The organism is Corynebacterium sp. AOP40-9SA-29, from assembly GCF_052377405.1.
Lineage (GTDB): Bacteria > Actinomycetota > Actinomycetes > Mycobacteriales > Mycobacteriaceae > Corynebacterium.
Window position 1 is genome coordinate 156,706 of record NZ_JBQSWR010000004.1, and the last position, 15,999, is coordinate 172,704.

General features: G+C 67.8%; 12 protein-coding genes and 1 tRNA gene. 9 read left to right on the top strand and 4 right to left on the bottom strand.

What is annotated here, in order from left to right:
- Positions 1–14 precede the first annotated feature (14 nt).
- The 7 genes from ACT3SZ_RS08935 to ACT3SZ_RS08965 all read left to right on the top strand — a co-directional run bounded on the left by ACT3SZ_RS08935 (position 15) and on the right by ACT3SZ_RS08965 (position 7,787).
- A tRNA-Met gene (locus ACT3SZ_RS08935) sits at positions 15–88 on the top strand.
- A gap of 91 nt (positions 89–179) precedes the next feature.
- On the top strand, positions 180–461 hold the full coding sequence (locus ACT3SZ_RS08940) for a hypothetical protein (protein ID WP_444618194.1): 282 nt from the start codon (positions 180–182) through the stop codon (positions 459–461).
- Positions 462–623: 162 nt separating this feature from the next.
- A complete protein-coding gene (locus ACT3SZ_RS08945; RefSeq protein ID WP_444618195.1) occupies positions 624–2,207 on the top strand; it encodes a gamma-glutamyltransferase in 1,584 nt (527 codons plus the stop codon).
- Between the two features lie 271 nt (positions 2,208–2,478).
- The gene (gene pgsB, locus ACT3SZ_RS08950) at positions 2,479–3,726 is read left to right on the top strand and encodes a poly-gamma-glutamate synthase PgsB (protein WP_444618196.1); all 1,248 of its coding nucleotides are present in this window, start codon (positions 2,479–2,481) and stop codon (positions 3,724–3,726) included.
- Positions 3,723–4,727: a poly-gamma-glutamate biosynthesis protein PgsC/CapC gene (locus ACT3SZ_RS08955; RefSeq protein WP_444618197.1), complete on the top strand. Its 1,005-nt coding sequence runs from the start codon at positions 3,723–3,725 to the stop codon at positions 4,725–4,727. The genes pgsB and ACT3SZ_RS08955 overlap by 4 nt, the downstream gene beginning before the upstream one ends.
- A 50-nt stretch (positions 4,728–4,777) precedes the next feature.
- Complete coding sequence (locus tag ACT3SZ_RS08960; protein ID WP_444618349.1) at positions 4,778–6,343, top strand: gamma-glutamyltransferase; 1,566 nt, start codon at positions 4,778–4,780, stop codon at positions 6,341–6,343.
- Positions 6,344–6,479: 136 nt separating this feature from the next.
- Entirely contained in the window at positions 6,480–7,787 is a 1,308-nt protein-coding gene (locus ACT3SZ_RS08965; RefSeq protein WP_444618198.1) for an acid phosphatase, read from the top strand.
- Between the two features lie 3 nt (positions 7,788–7,790).
- Here the strand turns inward: ACT3SZ_RS08965 and ACT3SZ_RS08970 are convergent, their stop codons facing one another.
- Genes ACT3SZ_RS08970 through ACT3SZ_RS08980 form a run of 3 tightly spaced genes read right to left on the bottom strand, consistent with a single transcriptional unit; the run spans position 7,791 to position 11,727 of the window.
- Positions 7,791–9,959, bottom strand: a complete 2,169-nt coding sequence (locus ACT3SZ_RS08970) for a PTS fructose transporter subunit IIABC (protein ID WP_444618199.1) — start codon at positions 9,957–9,959, stop codon at positions 7,791–7,793.
- Positions 9,960–9,961: 2 nt separating this feature from the next.
- Entirely contained in the window at positions 9,962–10,951 is a 990-nt protein-coding gene (locus ACT3SZ_RS08975; RefSeq protein WP_444618200.1) for a 1-phosphofructokinase family hexose kinase, read from the bottom strand.
- A complete protein-coding gene (locus tag ACT3SZ_RS08980) occupies positions 10,948–11,727 on the bottom strand; it encodes a DeoR/GlpR family DNA-binding transcription regulator (protein ID WP_444618201.1) in 780 nt (259 codons plus the stop codon). The genes ACT3SZ_RS08975 and ACT3SZ_RS08980 overlap by 4 nt, the downstream gene beginning before the upstream one ends.
- Positions 11,728–11,995: 268 nt before the next feature.
- Between ACT3SZ_RS08980 and ACT3SZ_RS08985 the strand changes: the two genes are divergently transcribed.
- On the top strand, positions 11,996–12,832 hold the full coding sequence (locus ACT3SZ_RS08985; RefSeq protein WP_444618202.1) for a S1 family peptidase: 837 nt from the start codon (positions 11,996–11,998) through the stop codon (positions 12,830–12,832).
- Between the two features lie 20 nt (positions 12,833–12,852).
- Here ACT3SZ_RS08985 and ACT3SZ_RS08990 read toward each other — a convergent pair whose 3' ends face one another.
- Complete coding sequence (locus tag ACT3SZ_RS08990) at positions 12,853–13,146, bottom strand: chorismate mutase (RefSeq protein ID WP_444618203.1); 294 nt, start codon at positions 13,144–13,146, stop codon at positions 12,853–12,855.
- Positions 13,147–13,481: 335 nt separating this feature from the next.
- Between ACT3SZ_RS08990 and ACT3SZ_RS08995 the strand changes: the two genes are divergently transcribed.
- Entirely contained in the window at positions 13,482–15,989 is a 2,508-nt protein-coding gene (locus ACT3SZ_RS08995) for a UvrD-helicase domain-containing protein (RefSeq protein ID WP_444618350.1), read from the top strand.
- Positions 15,990–15,999 lie beyond the last annotated feature (10 nt).

Genomic DNA, 15,999 nt, shown 5'->3' on the forward strand with positions numbered 1-15,999 from the left:
AGAAGGTTACCCGTCGCGGGGTGGAGCAGCTCGGTAGCTCGCTGGGCTCATAACCCAGAGGTCGTAGGTTCGAATCCTGCCCCCGCTACTAGATAGGCCCTCGGCTTCCGATCATTGATCGGAAGCCGGGGGTCTTTTTTCGTCCTGGATGTAAGCAGATGAAAGGGAGTGAGATTCGAATGGTCGACGTCGGATACGGAGCCGACTACCTCTACCGGCTCGCCGGGAAGGTCCTGGAGAACTGGCATGCCACGACAGAGTCCCTCGGTGACGATCTCCATCTCGCTTCGGTGCGTATCGTGGATGATTCGGTGATCGAGTTCCACGTCGTCGGCATGGGGCGGGACCTGGTGAAGAGCTACGACGCCACGGCCTGGGGAACTCTCTTCTCCCCGGAGCATGCCTACGACGTCGACTTCATGGCCAACGAGTTGCTCACCAACTACCTCACCGAACCCTGACGCACGGGGAGGGGAGGGGCCAGGTACCCACCGGGGTATCGCGGGTGGTCAGGGGGCATATCGCAATCCTGTATTTCCTTCGGCGGGCAAGGGATTCTGGGTTAGGGTGCAAGGTGCACGATGTGAATCTTCAGGCCCCTCCCACCCGAAAGAGAGCGCCCGGTGACGTACTTCCGCACTACGGTGACCGTGTTGACCGCCGTCGGGCTGCTGGCGGCCTGCACAGGGATCGACTCTGGGGCAGGGGAGGCCCCCGGGGAGGCCCCAGGCACGACGAGTCCGGCGATTGAGGATGCCTCGTTCAAGGCAGGGCAGTCGTGCGAGGACGCCACACAGGTCTCTCGGTCGCTGTCGGCGAAGGGGACGAAGGATGATGCGGTGGTGGTCACTCCGGACCCTTATGCGTCCGACATCGCCTGCAGGACGCTGGCCGACGGCGGGACGGCGGCGGACGCCGTCGCCGCCGCACAGTTCACGCTGGGGCTCACTGAGCCCCAGTCCTCGGGGCCGGGCGGCGGGGCCGTCGCCGTCTACTACGACGCGGCGTCTGGCGAGACACGGACGTGGAACGCGTCGGTGCCCGCGCCGCAGGGGGATGACGGCACGGGCGCGTCCGGCGTCCCGCAGACGCCCCAGCTCATGCGGACGATCCAGGGGGCGTACGGGGCGAAGGCGTTCAGCGACGTGCTGGCGCCCGTCGCGGAATTGGCCGACGGGGGCTTCCGGGCGAGTAAGCGCTTCGTGGGGGCGGTGAAGCGCCGGCACGACGTGATGACGGGCATGCCGTGGCCGGGTGTGTCCGCGACGAACCTCCCGGCGGCAGGAGACGTGCTGACCAATCCGTCCTACGCGGACTACCTGCGCGGGCTGAAGGTCTCCGGTCGTATCGCGTCCGAGGACGCGCTGTGCGCCGACTACCGCGGCCATGATGTCTGCGGCTCCGGGTCGACGGGTACCGGCATGATGGTCGTCGGCGAGGCGCTCGGCATCCTCGATGAACTGGAACTGGGCGCTGATCCGCGGCACGTGGTCACCGAGGCCGAGCGTCTTGCCCTGACCAACGGGAATACCTGGATGCAGGACCCCACGGTCGACCCGGAGCTCTCCCGGGACTATGTGGACTCCCTGGTCACCAACCCGGAGCATCTGAAGAAGCAGGCCGCGCGGATCAGCGCGGACTCCACTCTGGGGCAGATCGACCCGGATCCCCTCGAGGGCGACAAGGGTACGTACCTGCCCAACCGGGAAGAGGGGACCTCGCAGATCACGGTGCGCGACGGGGACGGGAGCATGGCCAGCGTGACCAGCACCCTGCACCAGCACTTCGGCTCCGGGGAGCTGCGCAATGGCTTCTTCATGAACAACTCGATGGAGAACTTCAGCACGTCGGCGAAGGCGACGAACCAGCGGGCGGCCGGGGTGCGTCCGAAGACGGCGATGACTCCGGTGATCGTCTTCCGTGACGGCTCGCCGATTCTGGCGATGGGGAGCCCCGGCGGCGGCGCGATTCCGTCCTATGTGATCAAGACCACGGTCGGAATCTTGGACCGTGGGATGACGACGAGGCGGGCCATCGACGCCGACAACTACGGGGCGATCGGACGCGACGAAACGTACGTTGAGGGCGCGGTCACAGGGGACCGTACGGGAACGGACAGCGCGCTGAGTGTGGTCCGCGTCGTCGGCGGGAGTGTATTTGCCGAGGCAGACGAGAGGGCGGGCGGTTCGGCGCTGTGCGCGAGGTAGCGAAAGGAATCCTTGCCGCATGAAAATGGCATCGCAGAGAAACCCTATATCTTCCCTATATTCCGGGCTTCTTGAAAACTGCGTAACCTACTTCAATTCGGAGTGAATATTGGAAGTTCCAGGGTTGCGAGGCTGATGGTGCCGGGTTAGTGTGCCCGAAGTGCAGCGCTCCTACCAGGAGTGTTACCGGACTAAAACATTAAAACAGGAAATGTTTCTGTCCTGTTTCGCTGTCATACCCCCTCACGTATTCCCCCAAGGAGTTTCATCCATGCTCGCATTTCTGTCCCTGTCCGCATTGACTGCGACAACCGGGATAGCGGCTTTCCATCGTAAGGAAGTCCGTCACCGTCGGCGGATGGATAGCCTGGACATCAACGTCCACGTGAACGGCATTCGTGGAAAGTCCACGGTGACCCGCATGATCGGTGGCGTGCTCCGCGAGGCCGGCAAGACCACCATCTCGAAGACCACCGGCACCTACGCGTGCGTCATCGACAGCCAGGCCGGCGAGCACCCCATCAAGCGCACGGGTCCGGCCAATATCAACGAGCAGTACCGCTTCCTCGCCGAGTGGATCGACGGTGCCAACGACCCCGTAGAGGCCCTGGTCGTGGAGTGCATGGCCGTGAAGCCGAAGTACCAGTCCCTGTGCCAGGACGTGATCCTGCGCTCGCCGATCACGGTGCTCACCAACGTCCGCCTGGACCACCAGGAGGACATGGGCGACACGCTGGAGGAGATCGCCGCATCCCTGTGTTCGACGGTGCCGCAGGGCGGCCTGGTCATCACCGGTGAGCGCGACCCGAAGATCGTCCGGATCATCCGCCGGCACTGCGAGGAGCGGGGTTCCCGCCTCATCGTCGCCCAGGACAGTGACCTCTCCCGCAGCCTGTGCAGCCGCTTCGACTACCGCCAGTTCGAAGAGAACGTGGCGGTGGCACTCGCCGTCGCTGAAGCGCTCGGCATCGACGCCGACGTCGCCGCCCGCGGCATGATCTCTGCCGAACCGGATCCGGGCACCACCCGCATCGCCCACGTCCGCGACGTCTCGACCGGCCCGTTCTACTGGGTGCCGATGTTCGCGGTCAACGACTGGGAGTCCACCACGAAGGTCTTCCACGACGTGCTGGACGAAGACCTGCCGCCGTGCCGCAGGGTCGTCGCGCTGAATAACCGCGCCGACCGCACCGACCGCGCCGCCATGTTCGTCGACCTCGTCGCCACCGAGTTGGACGGCGACGTTGACCGGGTGGTGCTCTACGGCGAGATTCAGGACGTGGTCCGCCTGAAGCTGCTCAACGCCGGTGTCGATGACGACAAGATCGTCACCACCAGCGACCTCGACGGCGAGCAGGGTGCGGACGGACGTGACCTCGTGGCCCGCGCCCGCGCCGGTTTCGAGGGTGAGGACGTCGCCATCTTCGGCATGGTCAACATCCACACCGAGCACGTCACGGCCATGGAGCGCTACGTCGGCGCTCTGGCCGAGGAGCACATCGAGGCGGTCGCGGCGTGACCTACCAGTACATCGGTTCCTACGGATTCCTCACCGACCTCGTCCACGTCACCTTCCTCACCGGCCTGCTGGTGAGTTACCTCTACTTCCGTCGCCGTCAGATCTCCGTCGGAGGTTCCCTGGCCGTCGGCTACCTGGCCTCCTCGCTGTACATGCCGCTCAATGTGCTCGCCACACTTGGCTCTGCACTCGTCGGCTACCTGCTGATCAGGTACGTCATCCTGAAGATTTTCCTGCCCCGGCCGCGCCAGATCTTCGCGATCGGCCTGGGAGTGGGCGTGGCCTGCGGCGGCCTGTGGCTCGCCGTCACCTCCTGGGTGCTCGGCGGGGTGCCCGGCGACGGACTCGCCCTGGTCGGCGTGATCGTGCCCGGCATGATCTGCAACTCCCTGATCAAGCAGGGTGTGGTGCGCTCGATGGTGCCGCTGGCATGGATGGTTCCGCTCACCGGCGTCCTCGGCCTGGCGATCACGCTGCTGACCTCTACGGTCCTGCCGTTGTCCCTGGCCGACAGCATCACCCACGCGGACGTCGAACCGTTGCCGATGCTCTTCCTCATGAGCGCCCTGTCCGTGCTCTTCGCCGTGCTGGTGCAGGAGGGCACGGTGCGCTCCCACAAGCTGCGCACCGGTGGCTACGTCACCGCCGGCATCATGGTCGCCGCGCTGACGAGCTGGACGTACCTGGTGGTGCTTGCCGTCGCCACCGTGCTCCTGCTCGCCGTGTACCTGCCGTACTCGCGCACGGTCCCGCTGTTCGGCAAGGACCGCTTCGTGCTCCTGTGCGCCCTGGCGTTCACCCTGGTCACCGCGCTCGAGCTGGTGGCGGCCACCGTGTGGGGCCTGCGCTTCGGCGGGCCGCAGAACGTGGTCTTCTGTGTGCTGCCGGCCATCATCGCCAATGACCTCGTGCAGTACGGGGCGAAACGCACCTCGCTGGGCATGGGCCTGTCGCTGGCAGGCTGCGCCGCCGTCGCGGTCCCGGTGATGGCGTGGGCCTAGATCTGGGTGCCAAGCTCCGTCAGCTCGCGGGCGTACTCTTGGTCGTCGTGATGGTCAGCTCGTGCACAATCGGCGGCTCGGGCAGGGAGGAACCTCCCGCCCCGGACCCGCTGCCGACAGCGCCGGACGACTCCTGCCGTGCTGGTAGTGACGGTGGCGCTGAGGCCACCGGGTCCGTGCACGGTGGCATGGTGTCCACCCCGGACCCCGCCGCCACGCAAGCCGCCTGCAGCGTGCTCGCCGATGGCGGCACGGCGGCCGACGCAGTCGTCGCCGCCCAGTACGTCCTGGGTCTGACGGAACCGCAGTACTCCGGCCCGGGCGGTGGTGGCCTGGTGGTCTACCACGACGCCCAGTCGGGTACCACGGAGAGCTTCGATGGCACCGTCTACGCGCCGCAGGACGATGCGTCCTACGACGACGAGTCGATCGGCGTGCCGCAGACCGACCGCCTGATGGATTCGCTGCGCGACCGGTTCGGGACGAAGTCGCTGGAGGACCTGACGGCCCCGGCGAGGACGCTGGCCTCGGAGGGTTTCGAGGTCACCGAGCGTCTCGCCAAAGCTATGTCGGCGCGCAGCGAGCTCTTCGACGATCTGCCGGAGGCTGGCGATACGCTCACCAATGAGCAGTACGCCGAGTACCTGGCGGGCCTGGAGCCCACTGACGACCCGATCGAGCCGTCCGACCCGCTGTGCGTGGACTACCAGGGGCACTCCGTGTGCGGCCCGGATTCCACGCACACCGGCATGATGGTCGTCGCCGAGGCGCTCGGCATCCTGGAGCGCCTGGATCTGGCCCGGTTGACCCCGAAGGACGGGGTGCCACGCGCGACCGCGCAGCACCTGGTGATGGAGGCCGAACGCATCGCGTTCACCAACGCCAACACCTGGATGGGCGAGGAGACCGGGGCCACGGAAAACTACGTCGAGGATATCGTCACCGACTCCGACCACCTGGACGACGCCGCGGACTCCATCCGGCAGAAGAAGACCCTCAGCGGCCTCGAACCGGAGGAGCTCGACGGGTTGGACGGCGAGTACGAGGACAGCGATGACCAGGGAACCTCCCAGGTCACCGTGCGTGACTCCGCCGGGAGCATGGCGAGCCTGACCACCACGTTGCAGCGTAGTTTCGGCAGCGGGGTACAGGAGAACGGCTACTTCCTGAACAACTCGCTGGACAACTTCAGCCGGCGCGCGGATCCGGGTGAGCCGAACTACCGCGAGCCCGGGGTGCGTCCGCGCACGATGATGTCACCGGTGCTCGTCTTCGGTTCCGGCGATGACCCGCTCATGGCGCTGGGTTCGCCGGGTGGACGGAAGATCCCGTCCTACGTGGTTAAGGCCCTGGTGGCGATGGTGGATTGGAACCTCAGCCCGGATGAGGCGGTGCGTATGCCGAACTTCGGCGCCACGAACCGCAACAGCGTGTATGCCGCGCGCGGCGACGCCGAGCAGAAGAAGATGCGTGGCCTGCTGGAGGACTGGGGCCACGACCTGGAGTCCGGACGCTTCGACTCCGGGCTCAGCGTGATCCGCGTGCAGGATCCGCGGGTCAGCGGTGCGGCGGACCACCGGCGCGACGGCTCGGTCGCCGCCGTGGACCTGCCGTAGGGGCCCGGTCACCAAGATTCTCGCCGGGTCCACCGGTTGTTCATGTGTTGGCCATCACAGCGTCCTATCCTCAGAGTGTTGCGCCGAAAACGTGCGACGCATACGACCCTGATGCGCACGACCCAGAGGAGAACCGGTGACACCGACCGTCCCGAGCACACACGTCCACCGCCCCCGGAGTGCGCGGGTGCTGTCCCCGGTACTCGTGGCGGTGCTCGCCGCCGGCGCGGCGATCACCGCTGTTCCGGCCCAGGCACAGGTGCCGGACGTCGCGGGGCAGGTGGGGGAGTACCTCCCGGCGACGGTGCCGCCGGTGCAGCACGCCGGCGCCCCGGTGCCGCAGCCCTTGTCGCCGTCGGATTACGGCTGGTATGTCTCCGACATCAGCTCCTACGGCAAGGGCACCTACTACTCGGTGGTCAGCAGTTTCGAGGATCTGCGGGCCAATCACCCGGAGGTCATGGCGGAGAGCCTGGACACCGTGGTCGAGGTTAATAACACGGCGGACGCCGCGACGGTGGCGCGCGCCCAGGTGGACGCCGCCGCCGATGATGGTGACCTGCTCACCGCCCTGTCGGACGGTTTCGGCGAGGAGCTCGGCGCCGCCCTGCGTACCGCGTTGGCGGAGAACCGGCTGCCGAAGACGCGGGCGCTGATGGACTCCGGGTATCTGTCGCGGGCCGGCGGGCTGGCCAGTTCCACGCTGATCGAGAAGGAGATCTTCGGTTATGAGCGTCCCTTTGAGGCTGCTCCCGAGCGGATCACGAAGCATACCGGTGGTGGCAACGAGGACCTCTACGAGCTCGGGTCGAAGTCCTTCCCCTCGGGTCACACGAACCAGGCCAGCTGGACGACCACGTTGCTGGCGGTGCTGCTCCCGGAGCTCGCCCCGCAGTTGCTCGCCCGCGGTGCGGAGGCGGGCTATAACCGCATGGTGATGGGTGTGCACTATCCGCTGGACGTGATCGGCGGGCGGATGACCGGCCAGGCCGCCGCGGGTGACCGGTGGAATGATCCGCGGATGCGCGAGGTGCTCACCGGGGCTGGTGAGGAGCTGCGTGCGGAGCTGGAGTGGCGTACCGGACGGCCTCTGGCCGAGGCCGTTGCGCAGGACACGGCCTACCGGACGACGGATGTCGCGGTCGTGGAGTTCACCGAGCGGATGACCGAGGGGATGGACCGGGTGGGGGAGCAGGACGCGTCCCTCACCGTCCCGCAGGGTGCACCGGAGTTGCTGGTGAACGCCTTCCCGGAGTTGTCCTGGGGCCAGCGTGCCCAGGTGCTGGCGGCCACGGCCCTGCCGGCGGGCTTCCCGCTGGACGACCAGTCGGCCAATGGGCGTGAGGTGGGCAGTTGGCAGCGGATCAACCTCGCCGCCGCCTTCGCCGCCGACGTCCGGGTGGACGCCGACGGCGGGCTGATCGTCAACGGCGCTGCGGCATAGCGGTTACACCGTCGCCGGCTGTTCGGCGTCGGACGATTCGGACGCCTTCTTGTTGCCGCCGGGTGCCGAGGTGCCGGTGACCTGCTTGACCACCACGACGGCGATCGCAGAGACCACGGTGCCGGCGATGACGGCGATGAGGAAGCCCCACCAGTTGTCCATCAGCGGCATCACCCAGATACCACCGTGCGGGGCACGGCTGCCGACCTCGAAGGCCATGGACAGTGCACCGGTGACGGCGCCACCGACCATCATGGAGGGGATCACGCGCAGCGGGTCGGCCGCGGCGAAGGGGATTGCACCCTCGGTGATGAAGGACGCACCGAGCAGCCAGGAGGACTTGCCGTTCTCCCGCTCGTCCTTGCTGAAGAGCTTCGGACGCACCGTGGTGGCCAGCGCCAGAGCCAGCGGCGGGACCATACCGGAGGCGATGACCGCCGCCATGATCTGCAGGGCGGCGGGGTCGCCGGTGGACAGTCCGGCGGTACCGAAGAGGTACGCGGACTTGTTGACCGGGCCGCCGAGGTCGAAGCACATCATCAGGCCGATGATCAGGCCCAGGATGACCGCCGAGGAGCCGGACATGTCGGCCAGCCAGTTCTGCAGCGCATCCATCAGGGCGGCCAGAGGGCGGCCGAGCAGGAGGAACATTGATGCGGCTGTGACCAACGTGGCCAGCAGCGGGATGATGACGACGGGCATCATGGAGCCGAGCCAGCGCGGCACCTTCCAGGACTGGATCCACATCGCGACCAGACCGGCGATGACACCGGTGATCAGGCCGCCGATGAAGCCGGCACCGACGAGCACGGAGATCGCACCGCCGACGAAGCCGGGCACGATGCCGGGGCGTCCGGCGAGCGCGTAGGCGGTGTAACCGGAGAGGGCGGCCACCAGGAAGCTCATGGCCACGTCACCGCCGCCGAAGAACACCGCACCGAGGTAGAGCAGCAAGCCGGAACGATCCGTCAACTCGATCTCGGAGCCGTCGAGCGTATAGGGCAGGTAGTCGGGCAGGTTCCACAGCGAGTAATCCTGGACCACGTCCTGCCACACATTGGCCACGTTGTAGCCGCCGATCACGAAGCCGAGGGCCATGAGCAGACCACCGGCGGCGACGAAGGGCACCATGTAGGACACGCCGGTCATGATGGACTGCTGGATGCGACGGCCCCAGCCGATGTCGCCGTCCTCGTCGTCCCCGTCACCGGAACTGCCGCCGGTCGCGGAGACCCGGTGCGGGTTGTCGGCGGTGGAGGCGGTGATGGCCCGGTCAATCAGTTCGTCCGGGTCGGAGATGCCCTTCTTCACGGGCACGTCGACGACGGGCTTGCCGGCGAAGCGTTCGATATCGCGCACGCCCACGCCGTGGGCGAAGATGACGGCGTCGGCCTCGTCGATCTGGGCCTTGGTCAGCTTGTCGCCGCCCGAGGATCCCTGGGTTTCGATGACGAGTTCCACATCGTCACGGGCGTCGGCGGCCTGGGTGAGGGCGTCGGCGGCCATGTAGGTGTGGGCGATGCCGGTGGGGCAGGACGTGACGCCGACGAGTTTGACCACCCGGGACGAGCCTGCCGCCGGGGCGGCAGTTCCTGCCGCTGCCGGTGCCGCCGACTCGGCAGTTTCTGCGGCCGGTTCCGCCGCCTTCTTCGGCGCCTTCTTCTTGTTGAGGACGTCGGTGACCAGGGTGACGACCTCCTCCTCGGACTGCGCGGCGCGCAGCGCGGCGACGAAGTCCTTCTTCACCAGCGCGCGGGCCAGGGTGCTGAGCACCTTCATGTGCGCACTGCCGGCGCCCTCGGGGGCGAGGATCATGAACACCAGGTCGGTGCCGCGCGGGTTGCCGTCGGCGTCCTTCTCCTCCGCCCCGAAGTCGGTGGGGGTCTTCAGCCGGGCGAAACCGAGCGAGGGCTCCTCCACCGCGGTGGTGCGGCAGTGGGGGATGGCGATGCCGCCGGGCAGCCCGGTGGCGGCCTTCTCCTCACGGGCGTGGATATCCGCCAGCAGCTGCGTGGTCTCCGAGGCCCGGCCGGCCTTGACCTGCAGGTCGGCCAGCGCGGTGAGTACGGCCTCCTTTTCCGCGGGGATGTCCGCGTCGAGGGAGACGAGTTCGGGGATGATGACCGGTCGGTCGTCGGGACCGCCCGGTGTGGTGGGTGGTGACGTGGTCATTGTCATACTCTCCTTGATTCGGGAAGGTCGGACGGGAGGTCGTCGGGCGTGGGCAGGGTAGTGCCCGGCAGGGTGACGGCGGTGGAGCCGTGCGCGACGGCGAGGGCGAGCCTGGCCGGGGCGTCCTGCTCACGGGCGGCGCCGATGACGTAGCCGGCGAGGGTAGAGTCCCCGGCACCGACGGTCGAGACCGCGGACACCTTCGGGCTGGGGCAGAACCAGGCGCCGCTGTCGCCGTCGCGGGTGACCAGCAGTGCGCCGGCGGCACCCAGGGAGATCAGTGCGGCGCCGAAACCGCGGTCAAGCAGGGAGGACGCTGCGTCGGTGACGGCGCTGAGGTCGCCGCCGGCCGCGGCGTCCTCCATGGCGTCCCCATCGCCGCCGACGATCTGCGCGAGCTCGTGGGAGTTCGGTTTGATCAGATCGGGTGCGGCGGCCGGATTGCGATCGGACAAGTCGACCAGTGCTGCCAGGGCGGCGTCGGAGGTATCGACGGCCACGCGGAAGCCCTGCTCGTGGGCGGTGGCGGTCATGCGCGCGTACCAGTCGTCGGGGAATCCGGGCGGCAGGGAGCCGGCGAGCACGAGCCAGTGCGGTCCGCTGACTCCTTGAGCGGTGACCTCCGACATGGTCTGGGCCACGGCATCGGTGAGGGAACGGCCGTCGGAGGACGCGTCGCCGGGGGAGTTGATCTTCGTGGTGACGCCCTCACCGTCGGTGAGGGTGAGGTTGACTCGCACCGCCCCGCCGCCGACGAAACGCACCGGGACGTCGCCGGCGCGGACCAGGTCGGCGAAGTCGCCGTGGCTCTCGGCGGGGACCACGGCCACCACGTCCTCACCGGCGTGGTGGACGACGGTGGCCACGTTGACGCCCTTGCCGCCGGCCTGGTCGGTCCCGGAGACGACCCGGTTGACCCCGCCGACGTCCAGCGGGCCGGGGAGCCGCTGGGTGCGGTCGATGCTGGGGTTGGGTGTGACGGTGATGATCACGTGTGAATCACGTCCATTCCTTGTTGGCGGAGTCCCCTGACGACGGGGTTGTCCGGGGGTGCGTCGGTGATGAGGAGGTCCACGTCCTCGACGGTGGCGAAGGCGCAGAGTAGTTCCTCGCCCAGTTTTGACCGGTCCACCAGGGCAATCCGTCTTCGCGCGGCCCCGGTCATCGCCGCCTTGGTCTGTGCCTCGGACGGATCCGGGGTGGAGAAGCCGAAGTCGGTGGTGACCCCGTTGGCGCCGAGGAAGGCGACGTCGGCGCGCAGGCCGCGCAGCCCGGACACCGACTCCGCCCCCACGACCGACTGGGTGATGCCGCGTACCCGGCCGCCGACGAGGTGCAGCCGCCGGCCGTCGGTGGACGGACCCTGCAGCGAAAGCTCATAGGACAGCAGCACGGAGTTGGTGACCACGGTGAGGTCGGTGCGCTCGGCGAGGTGCTGGCACAGCAGGGCGGTCGTCGTCCCGGAGTCGACAAGGACGGAGCCGCCGGACGGCGGGAAGTGCCCGGCCGCCGCGGCGGCAATGCGCACCTTGGCGTCCTTCGAGGAGGTGGCACGGGTGGCGACGGTGTGTTCATTGCCGCTGTGGACACGGTAGGGGACGGCGCCACCGTGGACACGGGTCACGCGCTGCTGGCGTTCGAGCGTGTCGAGGTCACGGCGGATCGTCTCAGCCGACACACCGTAACGTTCAGCGAGTTCGGACACGGAGGCACCGCCGAGGTCCTGGATCTGACCGGCGATGACATCCTGCCGCTGTGGCGCGTACATGTCCCCAGTATCTGTGGGAACGTGTGGGAAGTCAATGGCGATATGGTGGGGAATAGGTGGTTATATGGTCATGTGAATACCGTTTGCGTCTCTATCCGGGCACAAACAGGCACACTGGGGTGGTTGCGGGGGGGAGAGGGGACGGAACGTGCTGTGTTGGCGGGCCGGGTGCGGGCTGGGGAGGATAGGGTGGCGGGAGAAACCATCCTCACGTGTCCGGCCATGGGCGACTATGGACGCGCCGCTCATCTGGGAAGAAGTGACCGATATGGCTCCCACGATCCTCCGCCGGTTGGCGGTCGCCGCGGCGACCACTGCGGCCACCGTCCTCATCGGCGGCCTCATGGCCCCGGCCGCCTCTGCCGCGCCGGTGCTACCTGCGCTGCCTTCGGTCCCCTCGGTAGGGGAGGTTGTCGACGACGTCCTCACTGCCACCGGTGAGCCGGCCCCGCACCGGGTGCAGGGTCAGTACTTCACCTCTCCGGGTGTGCCCGCCGCCGCGGAGGACGCCCGCCCGTCCGTCCTCGTCGGGCCGTCCACCCCGCTGATCGTCGGCCCGTCGTTGTGCACGGCCACCGTCGCCGGCCATGATGCCGCGGGCAATGCCGTCGCCGTCACCGCCGGGCACTGCGGGTCACCCGGCGACGAGGTCAGCTCCGCCGATGACCCGGAGGGCACCGTCATCGGCACCTTCCAACGAAATGGGGCGATGGACAATGGCGTCATCCTGCTCAACGACAATGCGCAGGTGACGAGCAGTTACAACGCCGCTTCGATCAGTGCCCTCGGCGGCGGCCAGCCGGCGGCGGGCGCGCAGGTCTGCAAGACGGGTATCGCCACCGGTACGTCCTGCGGGCCGCAGTTCGCTACCTCGGACTCCGGGTTCGTGATGCACGTCTGCGCCTCCCACGGAGACTCCGGCGCGCCGGTGTACGCCGGCGGCCGGCTGGTCGGCCTGCTCAGCGGCGGGTTCGCCGGACTGCCGTCCTGCACCACCCCGCTGCAGGGCCCCATGCACTCCCCGGTCGTGGCGAGCAGCTGGGACGCCGTCGCCGCCGAGATGGACGCCGCAGGCGGGGTCGGCGCCGGGCTGCGACTGGGCTAATCAGGCCCAGTCAGACCCGGTCAGGCACCGAGCCGGCCGCGACCGAGCTGCAGCAGGGAGTTCGCGATGGCGATGCCCTCGGGCCCGAGCTCGGCGCGGAACTGGTTGAGGATCGCCGTCTCGCGGGAGTAGACGAGCTTGGTTCCGCCGGAGGCGGTGCGGGTGCGGCCGATGATCTTCGAGATCTCCGAGCGGCGCTTGGCCGCCTCGATGATCGTCCGGTCCAGTTCGTTGATCTCCTTGCGGTAGTCCTGAATCTGGGCATCGGACAACGGATCATCGGTCCCGCTGGAGAACTCCATGTCGTTTGTCATGGTGGCGATTCTACGTCCGTGCGGGGTTGTAGGGTGAACGTGACCCCAACCGACAGGAGAACACGACAGTGAATCCGGGCCAGTCCGACCCCTTCGACCAGATCCCGCTGCCCACGGAGCCGCCGCCCGGGCCGTGGGACGGTCAGGACGGCCTGTGGGAGCCGCCGCCCGACGAGGAGGACGGCCCGCCGGAGGACGCCGCGGCGTTGCTCGCCGAGATGTCGGAGAACGCCTCCCACCTCGCACCTCTGCCGCAGGTTGCCGCCGTACCGCGTGAAGCAGCTGGCGAACCGTCCGGCGCCCCGTCCGGCAATGGGGCGGTACCCGGCCGGGTCATGAGTGCCCAGACCCGCGACCAACTGCTCGACGGACTCAACCCCGCGCAGCAGGAGGCAGTCATGCACAGCGGCTCGCCGCTGCTCATCGTCGCCGGAGCAGGTTCCGGCAAGACCAGTGTGCTCACCCGCCGTATCGCCTGGCTGCTGGCCGGTGGTGTGGCACCGTGGCAGGTCCTGGCGATCACCTTCACCAACAAGGCTGCCGCGGAGATGCGCGAGCGCATCGGCGGGCTCGTCGGCCCGGCGGCCGAGCGCATGTGGGTGTCGACCTTCCACTCGGTGTGCGTACGTATCCTGCGCGCTAACGCCCAGCTGGTCGAGGGGTTGAACTCGAACTTCACGATCTACGACTCCGATGACATGAAGCGTCTGGTCACCATGATCCTGCGCGATCGCAGTCTGGACGCCAAGGAGTTCGCCCCGCGTGCGGTGCTCAGCGTGATCTCGAACTGGAAGAACGAACTGCAGGACCCGGAAGACGCACTCACCGAGGCGCAGGAGGACGGCAACCGGCACCGCGAGACCATCGCCCAGGTGTACCGCGAATACCAGGTACGTTTGCGCCAAGCCAATGCCGTGGACTTCGACGATCTCATCGGTGAGGTCGTGGGGCTGTTGCGCAACAACCGCGGTATTGCCGACCATTACCGGCGGCGCTTCCGCCACATCCTCGTCGACGAGTACCAGGACACCAACCACGCGCAGTACGTGCTTGTGTCCACCCTCGTTGGTGGGGACGGCACGGACGGGGACGGCGCCGAGCCCGCCGAACTGTGCGTGGTCGGTGACGCGGACCAGTCGATCTACGCCTTCCGTGGGGCGACGGTGCGCAATATCGAGGAGTTCGAGCGCGACTACCCGCACGCGCGCACGATCCTGTTGGAGCAGAATTACCGCTCCACGCAGAACATCCTGTCGGCGGCGAACTCCGTGATCGCCAAGAACCAGGGCCGTCGCGACAAGAACTTGTGGACGGACTCCGGCGACGGCGCGCTGATCGGCGGGTACGTCGCCGACAATGAGCACGACGAGGCCCGGTTCATCGCCCAGACCGTCGACGAGCTCGTCGACCGGGGCGACGCCACCTACGGCGACATCGCCGTGATGTACCGGACGAACAATTCCTCGCGTGTGGTGGAGGATGTGCTGGTGCGTTCGGGGCTGCCGTACAAGGTTGTCGGCGGTACCCGCTTCTACGAGCGCAAGGAGATCCGCGACATCGTCGCCTACCTCAAGGTGCTCGACAACCCGGACGACACCATGGGCCTGCGCCGCATCATCAACACCCCGCGCCGGGGCATCGGTGACCGGGCGCTGTCCCAGGTCCGAGTACATGCAGAAAACATGGGGCTGAGTTTCGCCGGTGGGCTCGCCGCCGCCGGACGTGGCGAGGTGCCGGGCCTCAGCGCGCGTGGCCGCAATGCCATCGCCGGCTTCCTGGAGATGATGGACGGTCTGCGCGCCGAGACGGAGTCGGCCGTGATGCGTACCTCCGACGGGGAGTCGTTGGGTATCCCGGACGTCGGCGCGGTCGTGCGCGCGGTGCTGGACTTCACCAATTATGCCTCGGAGCTGGAGTCCTCCAATGATCCGCAGGACGGCACCCGCCTGGACAACATCAACGAGCTGGTGTCCGTGGGCCACGAGTTCTCCCAGGAGGCGGCCAACCTCGCCGCCTACGAGGCGATGCCGTCGGAGGCTTCTTCAGCCACGACAGGTAAGGAGGCCGAGAGTGCCGAGAGCGCCGAGGACGCCGTTCTCGCTGAGGGCGAGCCGGAGCCGGGGAGCCTGCAGGCCTTCCTGGAGCGGGTCAGCCTGGTCGCCGACGCCGACCAGATCCCCGCCGAGGATCAGGACATGGTCACGCTGATGACCCTGCACACTGCCAAGGGCCTGGAGTTCCCGGTGGTCTTCCTCGTCGGCTGGGAGGATGGCCAGTTCCCGCACATGCGCGCCCTCGGCGATCCGACGGAACTGTCGGAGGAGCGACGCTTGGCTTATGTCGGCATCACCCGTGCCCGGCAACGCCTGTACCTGACGCGCGCAATGACCCGATCGAGCTGGGGCACCCCGCAGAACAATCCGCCGTCGCGGTTCCTCGCCGAGATCCCAGGCGAACTCGTCGACTGGATTCGTGAGGAGCCTGCACCCGCCTGGTCGGACGGGTGGGGTTCTTCCGGCGGTTACGCCGACGGCACGAGCTTCGGCGGTGGCGGGTGGTCCGGCTCCCGGGGTGGTTCCCAGAAGTCGTTCCAGAAGCCGGCCTCGCGTTCTTCGGGGTCGTCGGGGTCCTCGTCCTCGTCACGGGGCGGCGGGCTGCTGCGTCCTGCGGGCAAGCCGTTGGAACTGGAGGTCGGTGACCGGGTCAACCACGACAAGTACGGTCTTGGCACGGTGAAGAGTGTCGACGGCAAGGGCGTGAAGGCCACGGTGACGATCGACTTCGGCACCGACGGCACGGTGCGCCTCATGCTCATCGGCGGTGTGCCGATGGAGAAGCTGTAAGGGAGTAGGC

Bases quoted from the DNA above. Each gene is read 5' to 3' on its own strand.
- ACT3SZ_RS08970 (WP_444618199.1), bottom strand. From the start codon at position 9,959: ATGACCACGTCACCACCCACCACACCGGGCGGTCCCGACGACCGACCG.
- ACT3SZ_RS08940 (WP_444618194.1), top strand. From the start codon at position 180: ATGGTCGACGTCGGATACGGAGCCGACTACCTCTACCGGCTCGCCGGG.
- ACT3SZ_RS08960 (WP_444618349.1), top strand. From the start codon at position 4,778: ATGGTCAGCTCGTGCACAATCGGCGGCTCGGGCAGGGAGGAACCTCCC.
- pgsB (WP_444618196.1), top strand. From the start codon at position 2,479: ATGCTCGCATTTCTGTCCCTGTCCGCATTGACTGCGACAACCGGGATA.
- ACT3SZ_RS08995 (WP_444618350.1), top strand. From the start codon at position 13,482: ATGAGTGCCCAGACCCGCGACCAACTGCTCGACGGACTCAACCCCGCG.
- ACT3SZ_RS08985 (WP_444618202.1), top strand. From the start codon at position 11,996: ATGGCTCCCACGATCCTCCGCCGGTTGGCGGTCGCCGCGGCGACCACT.
- ACT3SZ_RS08990 (WP_444618203.1), bottom strand. From the start codon at position 13,146: ATGACAAACGACATGGAGTTCTCCAGCGGGACCGATGATCCGTTGTCC.
- ACT3SZ_RS08980 (WP_444618201.1), bottom strand. From the start codon at position 11,727: ATGTACGCGCCACAGCGGCAGGATGTCATCGCCGGTCAGATCCAGGAC.